At 66.3% G+C, this 19,145-nt stretch carries 9 protein-coding genes; 4 read left to right on the top strand and 5 right to left on the bottom strand.

What is annotated here, in order from left to right; all coding sequences use genetic code 11:
• Window position 1: 1 nt before the first annotated feature.
• The 5 genes from RUR_RS21880 to RUR_RS21860 form a co-directional block, all read right to left on the bottom strand.
• Window positions 2-265 carry a hypothetical protein gene (locus tag RUR_RS21880; RefSeq protein ID WP_283136973.1) on the bottom strand — a complete coding sequence of 88 codons (264 nt, stop codon included), beginning with the start codon at window positions 263-265 and terminating at the stop codon, window positions 2-4.
• Between the two features lie 78 nt (window positions 266-343).
• The gene (locus tag RUR_RS21875) at window positions 344-1,222 is read right to left on the bottom strand and encodes a helix-turn-helix domain-containing protein (protein WP_283136972.1); all 879 of its coding nucleotides are present in this window, start codon (window positions 1,220-1,222) and stop codon (window positions 344-346) included.
• A 74-nt stretch (window positions 1,223-1,296) separates the two neighbouring features.
• Window positions 1,297-1,503 (bottom strand): hypothetical protein, encoded by a 207-nt coding sequence (locus RUR_RS21870; protein WP_283136971.1) that lies wholly within the window; start codon window positions 1,501-1,503, stop codon window positions 1,297-1,299.
• Between the two features lie 89 nt (window positions 1,504-1,592).
• On the bottom strand, window positions 1,593-2,357 hold the full coding sequence (locus RUR_RS21865; RefSeq protein ID WP_283136970.1) for an enoyl-CoA hydratase family protein: 765 nt from the start codon (window positions 2,355-2,357) through the stop codon (window positions 1,593-1,595).
• An 11-nt stretch (window positions 2,358-2,368) separates the two neighbouring features.
• Window positions 2,369-3,745, bottom strand: coding sequence for an FAD-binding oxidoreductase (locus RUR_RS21860; protein ID WP_283136969.1), 1,377 nt, complete (start codon window positions 3,743-3,745; stop codon window positions 2,369-2,371).
• A gap of 126 nt (window positions 3,746-3,871) precedes the next feature.
• Between RUR_RS21860 and lysX the strand changes: the two genes are divergently transcribed.
• The 4 genes from lysX to RUR_RS21840 all read left to right on the top strand — a co-directional run bounded on the left by lysX (window position 3,872) and on the right by RUR_RS21840 (window position 19,068).
• Window positions 3,872-7,171: a bifunctional lysylphosphatidylglycerol synthetase/lysine--tRNA ligase LysX gene (gene lysX, locus RUR_RS21855; protein WP_283136968.1), complete on the top strand. Its 3,300-nt coding sequence runs from the start codon at window positions 3,872-3,874 to the stop codon at window positions 7,169-7,171.
• Between the two features lie 839 nt (window positions 7,172-8,010).
• On the top strand, window positions 8,011-10,734 hold the full coding sequence (locus tag RUR_RS21850; protein WP_283136967.1) for an immune inhibitor A domain-containing protein: 2,724 nt from the start codon (window positions 8,011-8,013) through the stop codon (window positions 10,732-10,734).
• Window positions 10,735-10,860: 126 nt separating this feature from the next.
• Complete coding sequence (locus RUR_RS21845) at window positions 10,861-11,790, top strand: diacylglycerol/lipid kinase family protein (RefSeq protein ID WP_283136966.1); 930 nt, start codon at window positions 10,861-10,863, stop codon at window positions 11,788-11,790.
• Between the two features lie 333 nt (window positions 11,791-12,123).
• On the top strand, window positions 12,124-19,068 hold the full coding sequence (locus tag RUR_RS21840; RefSeq protein WP_283136965.1) for a LamG-like jellyroll fold domain-containing protein: 6,945 nt from the start codon (window positions 12,124-12,126) through the stop codon (window positions 19,066-19,068).
• The last annotated feature ends 77 nt before the right edge of the window (window positions 19,069-19,145 follow it).

Here is a 19,145-nt window from a genome sequence, read left to right as displayed (position 1 = left end):
ATCAGGCGCGGATGGCGGCGAGCAGGTAGGCGAGCCGGTCCGCGGCGCCCGCGACGTTGTCGGTGCGGCCGAGACGGTACTCCCACGAGGTGAGGAAGAAACCGTCGGGGGTGCAGGTCACGTCCTCGAAGAGGCTGAAGCTGAACCGGTTCCTGACGTGCACGTACACGGGGGCGGACGCCGGGTGCACCACCTCGGCCGACAGGTCGCCATGCTCTTGTACGGCTTGGGCGAACTGCTCCAGATACTTCAGGGTGTCGCGCACGGATATCACCTCCGCAATGGCCGTCTCAGCCGCAAGAATTGCACGATCTTGTGGCTGAAGGCAAGCAATTGTGGAGGGTTATTCCTCGGTTGCGTGGGATAGGTCCTGAATTATCCTCATTATCACCTGACGGGCGTCTTCGCGGAAGCAGGCGACCTTGCGGAGTTCCTCGAACGCCTGGATGTAGAAGGCGATGTCCTCGGTCTCGCGCAGCACCAGTTCCTTGGTCTTGGTGGCCACGCCGACCAGCGAGTCGTTGTAGATCCAGAAGGGGTTGAGGAACGCGTGCGGGAGCTGGGCGTCGAACGGGATCACGCCGAACTCGACGTTGGTCAGGGAGGTGACGGCCAGCAGCCGGTCGAGCTGCCCGCGCAGCACCTCGACCGGGACGACCCGGTAGCGGAGCACCGCCTCGGGCACGATGAACTGGAAGGTCCTGGACGGATCGTAGAGGATCTCCTGGCGGAGCATCCGGACGCGGACCGCGTCGTGGACGTCGTCGACGCCGCCGTAGGCCCGGTGCGCGCCGGAGAAGATGTGGCGGGCGAACTCGGCGGTCTGCAGCAGCCCCATGATGAGCCCGGGTTCGAAGGCGCGGATGTGGGTGGTCCGCGCCTCCAGATCGCGCATGTCCTCCTGGGCGCTGCTGATCCCCGTGGTGTACCGCTGCCGCCAGGAGTTCTGGTGCTCAAGCGCGGTGCGGGCCATGCTGATCAGCTCGTCCTGCGTGCCGGGGGCGGCGGACACCGCACGCCCCCACACGACGACGTCTTCCTCGGTCGCGGTCTGGCGCGCGTTCTCCAGCCGGGAGACCTTGGACGGAGGCCAGCCGAGACGCTCGGCCATCTCCTTGCCGTTGAGTTGCGATTGCTCGCGCAATTGACGCAGTTTTGCGCCAAGGAGCACTCGTGTCTGTTGAAAGCCGCTCACGGTTCCTCCGGGCAGGGTCCGTGACATGATGCGGCCTGAGCGTAGACCAGGTGCCGGGCGTGTGCACGTGCACGAGGTCACAGATCCCTGAGAATATCGCCCTAGATCAGCACTCTGCGGGCGATGTCAACGAGCAGCTCCCGGGGAACCTCCACCGCGGTCTCACCCTCCAGCACGTGCTGGAGATCGGCGAGCGCCTCGTCGTCGACAACCTTGTAGCCCTGTACGACCACGGTTCCGCGATCCGTCTCGTAGAGCGAGGGGCAGGAGGTTCTCTCCGAGGTGGAACCGAGAAAGGTAAGTCGCATAGCAATCCTCCCGATTTCTTGCAATTGCGCGCAATGCTACGCGGTTGTGTCCCGTTGTGGGGGAAGAGTGCAATAAATCACCCGATGAGTTAGTGATCCGACATCCACCGCGGCTTCCGCCGCTCCAGGAACGCGGACATCCCCTCCTTGGCCTCCTCCGAGGCGAACAGCCGGGCCGACAGCGCCGCCGTCGGGACACCGTGCTCGGCCAGCGCACGCCGCAACCCCACGGTGGTGATCTTCTTGGACTCCCGTATTCCCTGGGGGGAGGCGATCCGCAGGGCCGCGGTCGCCTCGGCGACGGCCGCGTCCAGCGCCTCCGCCGGCACCGCCCGGGTGAGCAGGCCGATTCGCTCGGCCTCCCGGGCGTCGAACGTCTCCCCGGTCAGGAAGTACCGGCCCATCGCCCGGTCGTCCAGGCGGGAGGCGAGCGTCAGGGAGATCACCGCCGGGGCGATGCCCACCCGGGACTCGCTGAACGCGTAGTCCCCGTCGTCGGAGGCGAACACCATGTCGCACGACCCGAGGATGCCGAGACCCCCGGCGCGCACCCGGCCGGCGACCCGGCACACCACGGCCTTGGGCAGCTCGACCAGGGTGGTGAAGAGCGAGATCAGCCGCAGGGTGCCCGCCTCCATCCCCTCCGCGCGGGCCTCGGCCAGGTCCACGCCGGAGCTGAAGACGTTCCCGGTGTGGGTGAGCACCACCGCGTGGACGCCGTCGTCGGCCGCCGCGGCGGCCAGGTGGGCGGTCAGCTCCTCCAGCAGCCGCCGGGACAGCGCGTTGCGGTTGGCGGGGGAGTCGAGGGTGATCGTCGCGATCCGGTCCTCGACGCTGAGGTGTACCAGACTCATTGTGTTCTCCATCAGATTGCCTTGCCGGGGTTGAGAATCCCCAGCGGATCGAGGGCGTGCTTGATCGACCGCTGGACGTCGGCCACCACCGGGCCGGTCTCCAGCTCCAGCCAGCGGCGCTTCAGCACCCCGACGCCGTGCTCGCCGGTGAGCGTCCCGCCGAGGTCCAGCGCGGCCCGGAAGACCTCCTCGGCCGCCGCCCAGATCTCGGGCGGCGGCTCGGGCAGCCCCCGGTCGAACACGAACACCGGATGCAGGTTCCCGTCCCCCGCGTGCGCCGCGCAGCCGATCGGCACGCCGGAGGACGCCGAGATCGCCGCGATCCGCTCGATCATCTCCGAGAGCGCCGAACGCGGGACGCAGACGTCCTCGGGGAGGAGCTGGCCGAGGCGCTCCAGCGCCGGGTAGGCCATCCGCCGGATCCCGATGAGCTCGGCCGACTCGGCCTCGTCGGAGGAGACCGCGACGAACGACGCGCCCGCCTGCCGGCACAGCTTCGCCATCTCCTCCGCGCCGGGCTGGGGGTCGGGGTCGTCGCACTGGATGAGCAGCATCGCGCCGACGTTCGCGCCGAGCCCGATGCTGCGCATGTCGTCGATGGCCTGCAGGCCCATCCGGTCCAGCAGCTCCAGCATCGACGGGCGCAGCCCCGCCGAGACGATCGCCCCGGAGGCCGCCGCGGCCGTACGGACGTCCGGGAACTCGGCGGCCACGGTGGCCGGGGGGACCAGCGGGGCCCGGCGCAGCCGCAGCGTCGCCGAGGTGATGACTCCGAGCGTCCCCTCGGAACCGACGAACAGGCTGGTCAGGTCATATCCGGCGACCCCTTTGAGGGTTCTGCGGCCGGTCGCCATGACCCGCCCGTCGGCGAGTACGGCCTCCAGGCCGAGCACCGAGTCCCGCGTGACGCCGTACTTCACGCAGCGCAGCCCGCCGGCGTTGGTGGCGAGGTTGCCCCCGATGGAGGAGATCTCGTAGCTCCCCGGGTCGGGCGCGTACATCAGGCCGTGCGCGCGGGCGGCCCGGTCCAGGTCTGCGGTGATGACCCCCGGCTCGACCACGGCGAGTTCGTCTTCGGGGTTGAGCTCGACGATCGCCGTCATCCGGTCCAGGGTGAGCACGACGCAGCCGTCCGTCGCGGTGGCGCCGCCGGAGACCCCGGTGCCCGCGCCGCGGGGAACCACGGGGATCCGATGCGCGCTCGCCCACCGCATCGTCGCCACCACGTCGTCGCGATGCCGGGCGAGTACGACGCAGAGCGGCTTGCCCGGCTGGAGGAAGGTGTGGTCGCGGCTGTAGGTCGCCATGACGTCGGGGTCGGTGAGAACCTGGTCTGCGGGGAGTACGCGGATGAGTTCGGTTACCGCATCAGCGGGCAGGACGGTCATGGGACGACCCTATTGCTGGGCGAGATCGGCCGATTTGACCGGGTAGACGGATTCGCAGATCGCCCGCGGGGGGTTGGATATAAAGAGAAGGTAAGTGCGGACGGGGGGACGCGAACAGGGGGAACGGTGAACGGTGGGGGACAGCCGAAACGGCCGGGCCGCAGGCTCGTGGTGGCCGCGCCCTCGTTCTTCTGCTGGTACACCCGGCTGATCGGGGTCCTGGCGATCCTGACCTGGTTCTCGTCCGGAGTGCTCGACTGGGTGCTGGAGCGGGACACGCTGGGGCTCCTCTACGCCGTCGGGTGGGCCTCGAGCCTTCCGTACGGCTTGCTCATGCTCCTGCTCTCGGTCGGCCTGCGCCGCCGCAAGCGGTCCGCCTGGCGCATCCTGCTCGCGGTCCTGACGGTGACTCTCGCCCACACGGTGTTCATCAAGGTCGTCCTGCTCCCCCTGGAACAGGTGGAGTCGGCGGAGCTCGGCCTGACGAATGCGATCCTCGCCTACGCGATCCCCATCCTGGTGGTCGCCGGGCAGATCGTGTGGCTCGTCGCCGCGCGCCGCGAGTTCTCCGCCGTACCCGACGCGCAGAACCGCAGACTCGCCCTGATCGTCTTCCTCGCCATGCTCGTGGTCACCGGAGCCCTCGGCGCGACCGTCGTCACCTGGAACGACTCCTACGACGGCGGACTGCTGAGAAACACCGCCTACGCCGTCCTGCAGTCGGCGCTCGGCCCCGTCATCAGCGGAGACCTACTCGGCGTGAACGTGCCCTCCTGGGTCGACGTCGTCCTCGGCATCCTCGGCGGCGGCCTGCTGCTCGTCACCGCGTGGGCGCTGTTCCGGCCCGCGCGGGGCGACGCGCACCTGTCGCCCGAGGAGGAGCTGCCGGCCCGCGCGCTGCTTGCCCGGTATGGGGACCGGGACTCCCTCGGCTACTTCGCGCTCCGCTCCGACAAGGACATCGTGTATGACCCCGCCCAGCGGGCCGGCATCGCCTACCGGGCGATCGGCGGGGTCTGCCTCGCCGGCGGCGACCCCCTCGGGGACCCCGACGCCTGGTCCGGGGCGATCCGGGAGTGGCTCGCCGAATGCCGCGCCCACTCCTGGACCCCCGGGGTGCTCGGCGCCAGCGGACGGGGTGCCGCCGCCTACCACCGGGAAGGGCTCGGGGCGCTCGAACTCGGCGACGAGGCGATCCTCGACCTCACCGCGTTCACCCTCAACGGCCCCGCCATGGCCGCGGTCCGGCAGGCCGTGCGCCGGGTCGAACGCGCCGGATACCGGGTCCGGATCCGCAGATACGCGCAGATCCCGCCGGTCGAGATGGCCGCCCTGCTCATCCGGGCCGACGACTGGCGGGTCGGCGAGACCGAACGTGGCTTCTCCATGGCGCTCGGCCGGCTCGGCGACCCCAGAGACGGCGCCTGCGTCATGGTGGAGGCGTTCGACGGCGCCGGCGCGCTCCGCGGGATGCTGAGCTTCGTCCCGTGGGGCCCGAGCGGCCTCTCCCTCGACCTCATGCGGCGGGACCGCGACGCGGTGAGCGGGCTCAACGAGTTCATGGTGGCCAAGCTGGCCGAAAGCGCCGGGACGATCGGGGTACGGCGGATCTCGCTGAACTTCGCCATGCTGCGCTCGGTGTTCGAACGCGGCTCCCAGATCGGCGCGGGGCCGGTGCTCCGGCTCACCTACCGGCTGCTCTCCTTCGCCTCCCGCTTCTGGCAGCTGGAGTCGCTCTACCTCTCCAACGCCAAATACCTGCCGACCTGGCTGCCGCGCTACGTCTGCTTCCGCAACCAGCGCGACCTCATCGCCATCGGCCTGGCCTCGGCGCGCGCCGAAGGGTTCCTCCCCTCCCGCAAGCACGGCAGGGCCGTTCCCACGGCCCCCGAGCCGGAGCTGCTCGACGCCATCCGCCAGATCGAGCAGGAGGCGCTCGCCGACCGGGTGCCCCGGCGCACGCTCACCGAGCAGGAGCGGGTACGGCACGCCAAGCTGGACCGGCTCCGCGCGGCCGGGATGGAGCCCTACGCCCCCGGCTTCGCCCGTACGGACCTGGCGGCCGACATCCGGGAGCGGTTCACCGGCCTGCCCGGCGACAGCCGTACCGGGCACAAGGCCTCGCTCGCCGGGCGGGTGATGCTCTCCCGGGAGCACGGGCGCGTCTGCTTCGCCACCCTGCGCGACGAGTCGGGCGACATCCAGATCATGCTGACCGCCGACGACAGCGGCCCGGAGGCGCTGGCCACCTGGAAGTCCCTGGTCGACCTCGGCGACCAGGTCGGGGTGACCGGGGAGGTCGCCACCTCCCGCAGCGGCGAGCTGTCGATCCTCGTCACCGAGTGGACGATGACCGCCAAGAGCCTGCGGCCGCTCCCCGACAAGCGCACCGGACTGACCGACCCGGAGGCCCGCATCCGGCAGCGCTACGTCGACCTGGCCGTCAGCGACGTGCCGCGGCGGCTCATCCGGATGCGGGGGGACGCCGTCGCCGCCATCCGGGGCGAGCTGTCGGCGCGCGGCTACCTGGAGGTGGAGACGCCGATGCTGCAGCCGGTGCACGGCGGCGCCGCGGCCAGGCCGTTCACCACGCACATCAACGCCTACGGCATGCCGCTGTACCTGCGGATCGCGCCCGAGCTCTACCTCAAGCGCCTGCTCGTCGGAGGGATGGGCAAGGTGTTCGAGCTGAACCGGAGCTTCCGCAACGAAGGGGTCTCCCCCAAGCACAACCCCGAGTTCACCATGCTGGAGGCGTACGAGCCGTACGGCGACTACGACTCGATCGGCGAGCTGACCCGGGACCTGGTGGTCGCGGCGGCGCGGGCGGCGCTCGGCACCACGGTCCTGAGTCACCGGGGCGCTGAGTTCGACCTCGCCGAGCCGTGGCGGGCCGTCACGGTCTACGGGTCGGTCTCCGAGGCGCTCGGCGAGGAGGTCACGACCGCCACGCCGACGGCGGAGGTCCGGCGGCTGGCCGCGGACCGGGGGGTCGCGTTCAACCCGGACTGGGGTCAGGGCAGGCTCGTGCAGGAACTGTTCGAGGCGCTGGTCGAGGACACCCTGACGGCGCCCACCTTCGTCCGCGACTATCCGGCCGAGACCTCGCCGCTCACCCGCCGGCATCGCGCCGACCCGCTCCTCGCGGAGAAGTGGGACCTGATCGTGGGCGGCCTGGAGCTCGGCACCGGGTACTCGGAGCTGATCGACCCCATCGACCAGCGGGCGCGGCTGGTGGAGCAGTCGCTGCTCGCGGCGGGCGGCGATCCCGAGGCGATGGAGCTGGACGAGGACTTTCTCCGGGCTCTGGAGTTCGCCATGCCCCCCTCGGGGGGAATGGGGATGGGCGTCGACCGGTTGATGATCGTCTTGACTGGGCGGAGTATCCGGGAGATCATCCCGTTCCCGCTGGTCCGCCCGAACTAAACGGTGTTTCGCCGGTGTGCACGGGTCGATGTCCCGGCGATTTGGGTTGACCGGGCTCCAGCCGTTCTTGACAGGATTCATCCGGCCGGACACCCGACTCACACTTCTACCGGTTGATGATCGTTGTGCTGTCCGCACCGCTTGGGGATCGCACATCGCAATGATCAACCCCGACAACCACGGGCCACCCTGGCTTCGGAAAGGGAGCATCACCCGGCGCAGCCCGTACCCCGGCACCCGTTGATCATTGCGTTCTCCGTACCCCGCCGGGCGCGCATACCACAAAGATCATCGGTTGCCTCGCGCCGGTCCTCTCCGGGCTCGAAGGTGTCGCGGGGCGCGGCCTGTACCGCGTGATCGTTGCGTTGTCCGTACCCCGACGGGTGCGCAGACCACAACGATCATCGGTTACCTGGTGTCGGCCGTTCCCGGGTTCGAAGGCGTCGTCGGGCTCCGCCCGTAGAGCGTGATCGTTACGTTCTCCGCACCCTCAGGGGAACGCACATCGAAAGGATCATCCGAATAGCGGGGGCAAATCGGCGAGGCTCTGACTAGCTGTGATTGCCGGAGTCAGAATCTTGTTGTGTCTTATTACTGTATTGATGTTCAAAACGCTTTAAATCATGGGGTGTTGCTAGCGATCACGCTTTGACAACAGATCTTTTCAGACATGACAAAGTTCCCTTAGTGTCCGGTCTGGGATTGTGGCGCGTGCCGTCGTGCCCACGGGGGTCCCATCACCCAGGTGTGCCTGCCCAGGCCCACCCCGGCGCACATTCGGCGACCCCGGATGGGAAAGGGATCTTTTGCTTGGTTTACGGCGCCGTACCATCGCCCTGATGCCAGTACTGGCGCTCGGCATGACCGGCCTGACGGCGACGACCCCCAGTGCCTCGGCCGACAACGGCCCCGCGGACTGGCGGCCGGCCAAGAGCGACCACTACATCAACTACACCGCGCCCCAGATCCAGCCCGACGTCACCCGAGGCAGCGAGAAGGCGGACAGCGCCCAGGCCCGCTCCCTCGCCCGGGCCCATCAGATCGACCGGAAGTACAAGACGGGGAACCCCGCCGCGGCGCGGGTGCTCACCCAGCGGGAACAGCGCGCGATCCGGACCGGTCAGAACCCGATCGACTGGCTCTACAAGAAGAGCAAGACCCAGCAGAAGGCCAAGCTGCTGACGCTCCTCGTCGAGTTCAACGAGAACGCGAACGACGACTTCTCCGGCTACAGCCGGCCCCGGTCGATCGACAACACCAGTGATTGCGAGGTCCTGCCGCCCGGCACCCTGGTCAACGGGCCGCTGCACAACCGCATCCCCAACCCGGCGCTCACCGGCCGGGACAACAACACCCCGTGGGTGGCCGACTTCAGCCCGGACCACTACAACAAGATGCTGTACACCAAGACCGGCATCACCCAGCGCATCCGGACGGACCTCACCGGCCCCGACGGACGTCCCGGCATCTCCCTGGCCGGCTACACCATGAAGAACATGTTCGAGGAGATGTCCAAGGGCGCCTACACCGTCGACGGCAAGGCGATCGGCTGGATCAAGGTCCCGCACTCGGAGGCCTGGTACGGCGCCGGGCGCTGCGGCGCCCCCATGCAGGACATGCAGGGCCACCCGGACAACCCGCTCGGCGCGGCGGCACTCCCGGTCGACGCTGTCAACGCGCTGGCGGCCGCGCAGCCGAACTTCCCGTGGGCCGACTACGACATCGAGGACACCTCCGACGCCGACGGCGACGGAAACACCCTGGAACCGGACGGCGTCATCGACCACGTCGTCCTGGTGCACGCCGGAATCGGCAAGTCGACCGGCGGCGGCGCGGAGGGCACCTTCGCGATCTGGGCCCACTCCAGCGCGGTGGCCGGCGGCTACCAGATCCCCGGCACGAACAAGCGGATCTCCAACTACATCGTGCAGCCGGAGAACGCGGGCGTCGGCGTCTTCGCCCACGAGTATGGCCACGACCTGGGCCTGCCCGACCTCTACGACACCTCCGGCAACGGGCAGTCCAACATCGAGTTCTGGGACCTGATGTCCAGCGGCTCCCACTCCGGCCCGATCTTCCAGTCCATGCCGACCCACATGGGCCTGTGGGACAAGTGGACGCTCGGCTGGGCCGACCCCAAGATCTTCAACCCGGGTGACGCGGCGAAGCTCGTGACGGTCGGTCAGACCTCGCGGACCCCCAAGTTCACCGAGGACGGCATCCGCATCAACCTGCCGGACAAGCGGATCGTCCGGGCGACCCCGCACAGCGGGAGCAGGATGTGGTGGTCCAACAGCGACCAGGACTGGGCGGACGTCCGGCTTGCCCGGGACGTCACCGTGCCCGCCGGAACCGACGTGAAGTTCTGGATGTGGAGCAACTACGTCATCGAAGCCGAGTGGGACTACGGGTTCGTCGAGGTCTCCACCGACGGCGGGACCACCTGGAACGAGCTCAAGGTCTACAACGAGGCCGGTGTCCTCGTCTCCACCGACGACGGCGACCCCGACCCCAACGGCCGGCTCCGCGACTACGGCAACAAGAAGTACGGCCTGACGAACACCACCGGCGGCTGGCGGCACGACTACGTGAACCTCACGCCGTACGCCGGGCAGTCGGTCAAGCTCAGGCTGCGGTACGCCACCGACGCCGCCACCCTGGAGCAGGGCTGGTTCGCCGACGACTTCTCCGTCACGAACGGCGGGACCACGGTCTGGAGCGACGACGTCGAAGGCGGGGCGAACGGCTGGGCCGCGACGGTCGGCACCTTCACCGACACCGGCGGCGCCGGCTGGGCGATCGACACCGGCATCCAGAACACCGCGCAGTACTACCTCGCCGAGTGGCGTAACTTCGACGGCTTCGACGAGGGCCTGAAGTGGGCCTACGACACCAACTACCAGCGGGACGGGGCCTGGAAGGTCGAACGGTTCAAGTACAACGCGCCCGGCCTGCTCGTCTGGTACCGCGACGCGGCCTACGCGGTGAACCACGTCGTGGCCAACCAGTTCGCCGCGCCCAGCATCGGCTCCAAGGGGACCCTGCTCATCGTGGACTCCCACTTCGAGCCGCTGCGCCGTACCGGCGTCGCCGCCGAGAAGGACACCTCGGTGCTGAAGAACCTGGCCGCTCGGCCGCAGGCGTCGAACTCCGCGTTCACCTTCGGTCAGACCCACCCGATGCGGGAGTGCCTGGAGGCGCCGGGCGAGCCGTTCAGCGAGTACTGCACGGACTTCGGCCGACTCCCGGCGGTCAAGGAGTTCACCGACGCCAAGACCTGGTACCCGGGTCTGGAGAGCCGGCCCGACGGTCTGTACTACCGGTTCCGCGACGCGTCGGTCGTCATTCCGGCCAAGGGCAACCAGGACTACTCCACCCGGATCGTGAACCCCGACGGTTCACCGGCGACGGAGTTGTACGGACAGGTCGTCGGCGGCCATGTGCTCGGCTCCGGCAACCCCGGAGACGAGGGCAAGGCCTGGGGTGTGAAGATCAAGCTGATCACCCCGTTCCTGGCCAACCAGGGTGTCGTCGTGCACGTGACGCCACCCTTGGCCAACTGACCGATCACTCGCATGCGAGGACCCCGGAGCACACCGGCTCCGGGGTCCTCCCCGTCTCCGGTGATCACTATCCTGTCGGTCCCGTACGTGGCCCTACGATGAGCGTAGTGAAAAGGGGACAGACTAGTGCGTAGTAAGGCGGAGCACACCGCGGCCATCCGGGAGCACCGGCGGGCCGTCGTCGTCATCAACACACACTCCCGGCGCGGCCGCCACCGGTACTACGAAGCCGTCCGGCTCCTCGACGAGGCCGGATTCAACGTGCTGGAGTCCTCCGCAGTCGTCGACCCGCGCAGTCTGACCGCGACCCTCGAACGCGCCCTGGCCCTCCGGCCCGACCTGCTGATCGTCGGCGGCGGGGACGGCAGCCTCAGCGAAGCCGTCAAGCGCCTCGCCCACACCGACGTCGCCCTCGGCGTGCTCCCGCTCGGCACCACCAACAACTTCGCCAGGAGCCTCGGGCTCCCGCTCACCCTGCCCGGCGCGATCCGGGTGCTCACCCACGGCAAGGTCGCCGACGTCGACGTGGGTGCCGTCGACGACCACCTCTTCGCCAACCTGGCCAGCTGTGGCGTCTCGGTCGAGGTGGCCACCAACGTCAAGCCCTGGCTCAAGCGGATCATCGGGCGGACCGCCTACCCCCTCACCGCCCTGGCGCTCCTCCCCGGCCACCGCCCGTTCCGGGCGATCATGACGGTCGACGGCAAGCGGCACGAGCTGCTGACCCACCAGCTCAACATCGCCAACGGCCGCTTCTACGGCGGCCGGCTGATCGCCCGAGACATCAGCATCGACAACCGGACCCTGGTGGCCTATCAGCTCGGCTCGGGCAAACGGCTCAGACTGCTGGCCGAGGTGATGTTCCTGGCCTTCACCGGCCGCCGCCGGAACCTGGCGGGCGGCCCGTTTCTCACGGCCCGCGAACTCCACCTGGAGACCTTCCCCCCGCTCGCCGTCGACCTGGACGGCGAAGTCCACGGCATGACCCCGGTCCACATCCGCAGCCTCTCCAACGCCCTCCGCGTCATGGTCCCCCCCGGCTTCGTCGACACGTAGGAGAACCCGGTCCCTGCCTCCGGATGCGATACCGAGTTGATCTATTTCTATACGACCTTTCGCCCGCGGTGAGCCGTGATTCGCCGCGGGTCGACGGCTGCCACAGTGTTCCCGACGCATATCGGAAACCCCAGGTCAGCGTCCGTTCATGTCCTTGCATCGGTCAGCCTTCGACGATCGTCAAGGATTGGCCCGCATAGTTGGCGGCCTATATCGCTTTATCGCCATATTTCGTTACCTAGTAATTCTTGTGAGCTAGATAACCTGTTGATCAGATTCATCCACACGGAGATATTCGAGCAGTTGATCGTTTCATGACTCCCGGAGCTATCTGTGAGATCGCGACTGCTCGTTTCCGCCGACCGTTCCACGCCTCGGCGTCTTATCAGCGGTTTCGTTACGGCAGTGCTGGCGGCTTCTCTGCTGTCCGCCATCGACGTCATCCCCGCTTCGGCGGCTCAACCGCCTCCGCCTGCGGCGGAAAAGACTCCCCAGGAGCCGGAGACGATTGCCAGGTCGCAGGCCAAGGCAACCAAGCAGCAGGTAGAGATCGAGTCCTGGCGCACTGAGACGACAACCACCTATGCCAACCCCGATGGTAAGACCCTCCGAACCGAGCTGCATTCTTCGCCGATTCGGGTCAAGCGGCAGGGAGTGTGGACGCCGATTGACACCACATTGGTCGAGGAGAACGGCATCGTTAGGCCCAAAGTCACCACGACCGAGCTGATGCTCTCGGCGGGTGGTGACACGACGATCGCCACCACAGGCTCTGGGACGGATCTCGCGAGTATCGGCGTGGCCACGGCATTGCCCAAGCCACGGCTGGCAGGAAACACCGCGACATACCCTGACGCCATCGCTTACGGTGTGGACCTCGTGGTATCCGCGCTTCCACGAGGTTTCTCCCAGAGCCTCGTGCTACGGAAGCGACCGGCCGGAAAGGTCGAGTACACGCTGCCTGTGACGCCGCCTGTGGGGATGAGATACGTCACGCGGGGTGGCACGCCTCGGCTGCTCGACTCTGACGGAAAGATCGTGGCGGCCATCGACGGCTCACCGGTACTGGACGCCCTCGCGCTTCGATCCCCCGACGCCGGTCGGCACACGATCGCCGACACCCGGGTGGTACATGGGCCGCATGGGCCTGCCCTGGTGATTCGGCCGGATGCCGCATTCCTGGCCGATGCCGCGACGGAGTACCCGATCACAATCGGGGTTCAACCCAGTAGTTGGACCGGGGCGGCGCTGGTGGCAGACACCTTCGTGAGCAAGGACTATCCCAACGGCGGGCACAACAGCACCTGGGGTTGGCTGCGTGCGGGCAAGAGCGGCAACGGTGCTGTCTCCTGGCGTACCTACATCCGTTTCAACGTCGGGGAGTCTCGGCTGCGTGGAGCCACCATCCACAACTCTGACCTGCGGCTGTGGAACTACCGGTCCAACGACTGTGGTGACCAGGTCGAATCCGGGATCCTGGTGCAGCGCATCACCGGTGACTGGACCCCTGCCACATTGAGGCTCGGCGCGGAGCCACCAACCACGCGTACCAACCAGATCGGCAACAAGGGCGCGTACAGCGACCTGTGCTACATGGGTGAGGGTGAGCTCTACTACTCGATCGAGGGCATCACCCAAGATTGGGCGAACGGGGTGCCCGACTACGGGGTCCAGTTCCGTTCGGTGAACGAGGCGGACGCCACCAACTGGCGAATGTACCGTTCCTCGGAGAGCAACTACGGACTCCGGGGCCCCGTGCTTTTCGTGGACTACACCCCGGCTGAGTATGAAGTCGTCTGGTCGGCCTATGAGGGGGCGAAGCGCAATGACACCTTCCCCTACGAAGAGGCCATCGCGATGAAGGTTGGCCGGCCAGGACCTCCGACGCCGATCGCCCCGCTCACCTATCAGGATCACCTTGCCCTCCGCGCACAGTGGAATCAGCCTATGGAGGTGGGGAAGGACCAACTTGGTCCGATTCCCGGGGAAGTAGAGCCAACACCGCAACCCCCGGACGCTCCGGTCGGACTATGGAGGTTCGACGAGGGGTGGGGGGTGACGGCGAGGGACTCTTCGGGTAGGTATCGCCAGGATGCAACGTTGAACGGGACGGCCTCGTGGGTTCCCGGGAGGACTGGGACGGCTTTGTCCAATGCTGCGGTACCGCCTTTGGCCCCGGCGACCGATGAGCGGCCTACGCGGCTGGAACGGGTAGCAGCGGCCCCCGAAATCGGTGGGTTCCAGGTTGCCCCATCAACCTCGGTGAACGGGATTCACGTAACGCCGTCCCTCACGCCGTCGCTGCAGGCCACAGTGATCGACGCCTCGGGTCGCTCCTCACTGGTGCAGTTTGAGGTGCTCAAGGAGTCGGACTTCACTCTGGCATGGTCGGGTTCGGTTTCTGCTGTGGCGTCAGGGACGCAGGCGTCGGTGCCGGTGCCGACGAACAGGCTGGTGGACGGAACCAGGTACCAATGGCGTGTCCGTGCTACAGCAGGGTCGGATGTCTCGCTGTGGTCGGCATGGCAGATTTTCAGGGTCGACGCGGTTCCGGTGGTGGATCAGTTTCAGGTGACGCCGTCGCAGCTGATAACGGGGATGGTGACGTCTTCGTCGCTGACGCCGTCGTTGCTGGCGCGAGCGATCTCGAAGCTTGGCGATCCGTTGTCGGTGGAGTTCAAGGTGGTACGGGAGACAGACTTTGTGCAGGTCTGGTCGGGTTCGGTGGTGGGTGCGGCATCTGGGACGCAAGCGTCGAGGGTGGTTTCCGCAGGGGTCCTGACAGACGGCTCACAGTACCGATGGGCAGTACGCGCGTCAGCAGGTGGCGTGACCTCGGCATGGTCGGCCTGGCAGGGCTTGAAGGTCGATGTACCTGAGGCGATAGTAGATCAATTCCAGGTAACGCCGTCCGAGACGGTTGTGGGGAGCACGGTGACTTCGTCGCTGACCCCCACTCTGAAGGCACGGGCAACCGATCCGCTCGGCGGTTTGTCGTCGGTGGAGTTCCGGGTGGAGCGGAGCTCGGACTATGTGCAGGTGTGGTCGGGTTCGGTGGCGGGTGTGGTGTCGGGAGCTCAGGCATCGGTCGAGGTCCCACCGGCTAAGTTGGCCGACGGAGCCACCTACCGTTGGTCGGTTAAGGCCGTTACACCAGGTTCGACACCGCAGTGGTCGGCGTGGCAGACCTTCAAGGTGGATGCCGCCCCAGTGGTAGATCAGTTTCAGGTGTCACCTTCACGACTCGTGCTGGGCACGGTGACGTCCTCGTCGCTGACACCCTCGTTGCTGGCGCGCGTGACCTCGAGGTTGGGCGGTTTGTCGTCGGTGGAGTTCCGGGTTGTGCGGGATTCGGATTTTGTGCAGGTGTGGTCGGGTTCGGTGGCGGGTGCTGTGTCGGGAGCTCAGGCATCGGTTGAGGTCCCGGTAGGCAGGTTGACCGATGGAGCCAGGTACCGATGGTATGTGCGGGCATCGGCAGATGGGGCGACTTCCGCCTGGTCGATCGGACAGGTGCTACAGGTCGATGTACCCGAGCCGGTGGTGGACCAGTTCCAGATCGTCCCGTCGGAGCTGGTCGGGACAACGGTGACAGTCACCTCGCTGACCCCGGACCTGCTGGTGCGGGTAACCGATCCTGCGGGAGGCCCGTCGTCGGTGGAGTTCCGGGTTGTGCGGGATTCGGATTTTGTGCAGGTGTGGTCAGGTTCGGTGGCTGGGGTCCCCACTGGGACGCAAGGCTCCATCGCCGTTCCTGTAGGCAAATTGGTGGACGGGATCTCCTACCATTGGCAGGTCAAGGCCGCGACTCCTGGCTCGACGCCTGTCTGGTCGGCCCGGCAGCCTTTCAGGGTGGACGTTTTCAACCCGGCCACAGATCCGGTGGTACATCAGCCGCAAGTGGTGCCATCCGAGATGCTTGGCGGGATCACGATTACCTCCTCGGTCACCCCGCAGTTTGGGGTGGTGGTCACGCATCCGCAGGGTGGGGCCTCCCGGGTTCAGTTTGAGGTGGAGCACGATCCTGCGGCACCTCAGGGGCAGGGCAGCGGGCTGATCTGGTCGTCGGCGTTGAGCAATGTGGCTTCCGGGACGCGGGCGGTGGTTGCACCCCCTGTTGGTACGCTCTTGGACGGGTGGCTGCTCCGTTGGCGCGCCCGTTCCCTGGCAGGGACGTCCCCCACTCCATGGAGCCCCTGGTGGCAAGTGAGGGTTGAAGTACCCAAACCGCAGGTGGATGAGCTGCAGGTTGTTCCCTCGGAGACTGTGGCCGGCCAGACGTCGACCTCGTCGCTGACCCCGGCTCTCCGGGCCCGAGTGCTCTATGGGCCGGGAGGGAACCTGCGGGCCGAGTTTGAGGTGGAGCACGATCCGGCGGCGCCCCTGGGCCAGGGGAGTGGGTTGATCGGAACCCTCAGCGCGGACAATGTGCCAGCAGGAACACAGGGAACGGTAACCATCCCGGTGGGGATGCTGTCGGACGGATGGCTGGTGCGCTGGCGGGCCCGTGCGGTCACGGGTGGGCTGACCTCACCGTGGCCGAGTTGGCGGACTTTGGTCGTGGCACCCCGTGATTCCGCTCCGGTGGCTGACGAGTTGCAGGTGACTCCGTCGCAGGTGACCGATGGCGTGGTTGTCACCTCCTCGGTGACTCCTCAGCTGCGGGCAACGGTCATCGACCCCAGGGGTGAGCCGCTGCGGGCCGAGTTCGAGCTGGAGCACAATCCGTCCGCCCCGGTGGGGCAGGGAACAGGCGTGATCTGGGCAGGTGCACTGGAGAACGTACCCGCCGGATCCCAGGCCGCGGTCACCGTACCCGGGCAGAAGTTGTCCGATGGGTGGCTGGTGCGCTGGCGGGCGCGCGCGGTGTCCGCGACTGTCACCTCCGAGTGGTCGGCGTGGCAGCACGTCACCGTCGAGCTTCCCCGGCCTCAGATCGACGAGCTCCAGGTGGTTCCCTCAACCGTCGTCGACGGACGAGCGGTCACCTCCTCGGCACAGCCGGTCCTTTACGCCCGCGTCACCTACGCTCTTGGAGGGAACCTGCGGGCCGAGTTCGAGCTAGATCATGATCCGGCCGCACCGGCTGGACAGGGTAGTGGGCTGATCTGGTCTGTGGCGGAGGAGAACGTGCCCGCGGGAGCCCAGGCGGTGACGATTGTTCCGGCGCAGAAGTTGTCCGATGGGTGGCTGGTGCGCTGGCGGGCGCGAGCCGTTGCCGGCGCACTGTCCTCCCGTTGGTCGCCGTGGCAGCAACTCAAGGTTGACGTGGCCAAGCCGGAGGTCGGTGGTCTCTACGCCAGCCCAGGGGTGGAAGTCGACGGAATCATGGTCACCCCTACGACAATCCCCAAGCTTCATGCGACGGTTCGCAGTACTTCCGCACCTGTGGTCGACACTCACTTTGAAATCGAGCATGACCCAGCCGCGCCTGTCGGCCAAGGGACCGGCCCAATCTGGTCCGGCCTGCGGGCGAACGCCGAATCCGGCGAGCAGACCAGTGTGACCGTCCCTACCGGGACACTGACCGACGGCTGGTTGGTGCGCTGGCGGGTTCGCGCTGCAGACGGGCCGCTTTCATCACCCTGGTCAGACTGGCAGAAACTAAGGATCCGCGTCGTCTACCCGGGCGAGGAACCACTCGCGCAGACCGACGGCCCGATCATCCTTACCGACGACAGCTTCACCATTGCGGCATGGCTCCGAGTCAACGACAAAGATGGTGCGTACACCTTTGTCGACCAGCGTGGTACTAACACGGCGCCGTTCCGCTTGGGGAATGATCCGGTGCGTGGACTGACATTCACCTTCACGGCTGAAGACACCGTCACCTCGACGCCGCGAGGGGCGTTCTCCGACGTAGAACCTCCGGTCAACACGTGGTTCCATCTCGCAGGAGTTTACGACCAAGTCGCCAGTACGGCCACCCTCTATCTGAACGGGAACCCAATCACGACGGCTGACATCTCATTTCCCATATGGTATGCCGAAGGTCCCTTTACTCTTGGTACCAGTATTCAAGGGGCTCTTGATGAGTTGTACGTGTACCAACGCGCTTTGCGAGCTGGAGAAGTAGGCGCCTTGGCAGTGGGATCCTTGTCGCCGGCTACGGGAGACTCTTCTGTCCGGTCGGCGCAAGCTCCTGCGACATTTCCTTATGAGCACTGGAAGCTAGAAGATTGTCTGGACAGTGCGGAGCAGCCTGACGAAGGTCATATCAAGAGATTTACTTGGTGTTTCCGGATTCGTCATCGGATCACGATCTATGCGAAGATAGGCTCGGTAAGGATTCCTAATGGTTGGGTGGACTATAGGGCTGCTGCGGTTATCAATACCTGGGTTGGCAACGGTGGAAGCGCCAGCTACGACGATGGCCGAAAGATCGATGTTTGGACAAAGTTCACCGATTTCAGCACCCTGGGATTCACCGGATCGCTCAAGCTGACATCGAAAATCGAAGCGACCGGTTGGCCGACTCCTGGCCACTGCCGATCATTGACTCCGGACAGTATCACCGGTGATATCGATTACTGGGAGCGCAACCCGACGGCGTACTTCCAGTTTGAATCTCCAACAGCGGGAAGCGACGGGCTGGACAAGATCGCCACCTGTAGATTTAGGCCGTTCATCGATTCCGATACATCGGTAGACGATGAAGTGGCCCCTCTTTATGCGGCTCCTCCTTATCGCGTTGTAAGAGAGAGGCCTGTCAACGTTAGTTGTGACAGTAGCCCATCGATTGTCAACTATCGGGGTGGCTGTGTCATGGAAGAGGCGACCCTGATCTTTACTCTTGACAGATCTGATCCTACCGTTTCTCAGGTAGCGGAGCATATTTATGGCGCATTCTACAACCCTTCCGCTACAAAACCTGTGATCCCAAGCATAGTCAAGGTTTTTCCGGGTAACGCGGATGCGCCGCGAGGCTCCAGACGGGGTGCTCCATTGACCCGAACACAAGAGGAGGCCTACATCGATCGAAACCGCCGTCAGACCAGAGTTGATTGCGTTGCCTCATACACCGCGGCTCAGCGGGATGACAAAGAATGTGACGAATATCCATTTGCTACCACAATGGAGGGTGCCGCCTATGCGCTGGGCAACTCGTCTGTGCTTCCGGTCGATCGTGAACATAATAACCAGGCTGGGACTAGATGGCTTGAGCATGCGTTCTATTTTCGATATCGAATCCTGGAAAGTGATAAGTTCTGGGTGCGCATAAAGCCTGTTCCGTTGCCTGTCTCGTCAAATTTGAGATTGCGTGACGGAATTCTCTGATATGTCTGGCTCGTTTCGGATTCTTGGGAGTTTATGGTAGTGCAAGCTGTATCGCCAGTTGTCCTGGGGTGCGGGAA

This window comes from Rhizohabitans arisaemae (assembly GCF_025996515.1).
GTDB lineage: Bacteria > Actinomycetota > Actinomycetes > Streptosporangiales > Streptosporangiaceae > Rhizohabitans > Rhizohabitans arisaemae.
The sequence above is the reverse complement of the archived record's forward strand: the minus strand, read 5'-3'. Positions and strand labels throughout refer to the sequence as shown.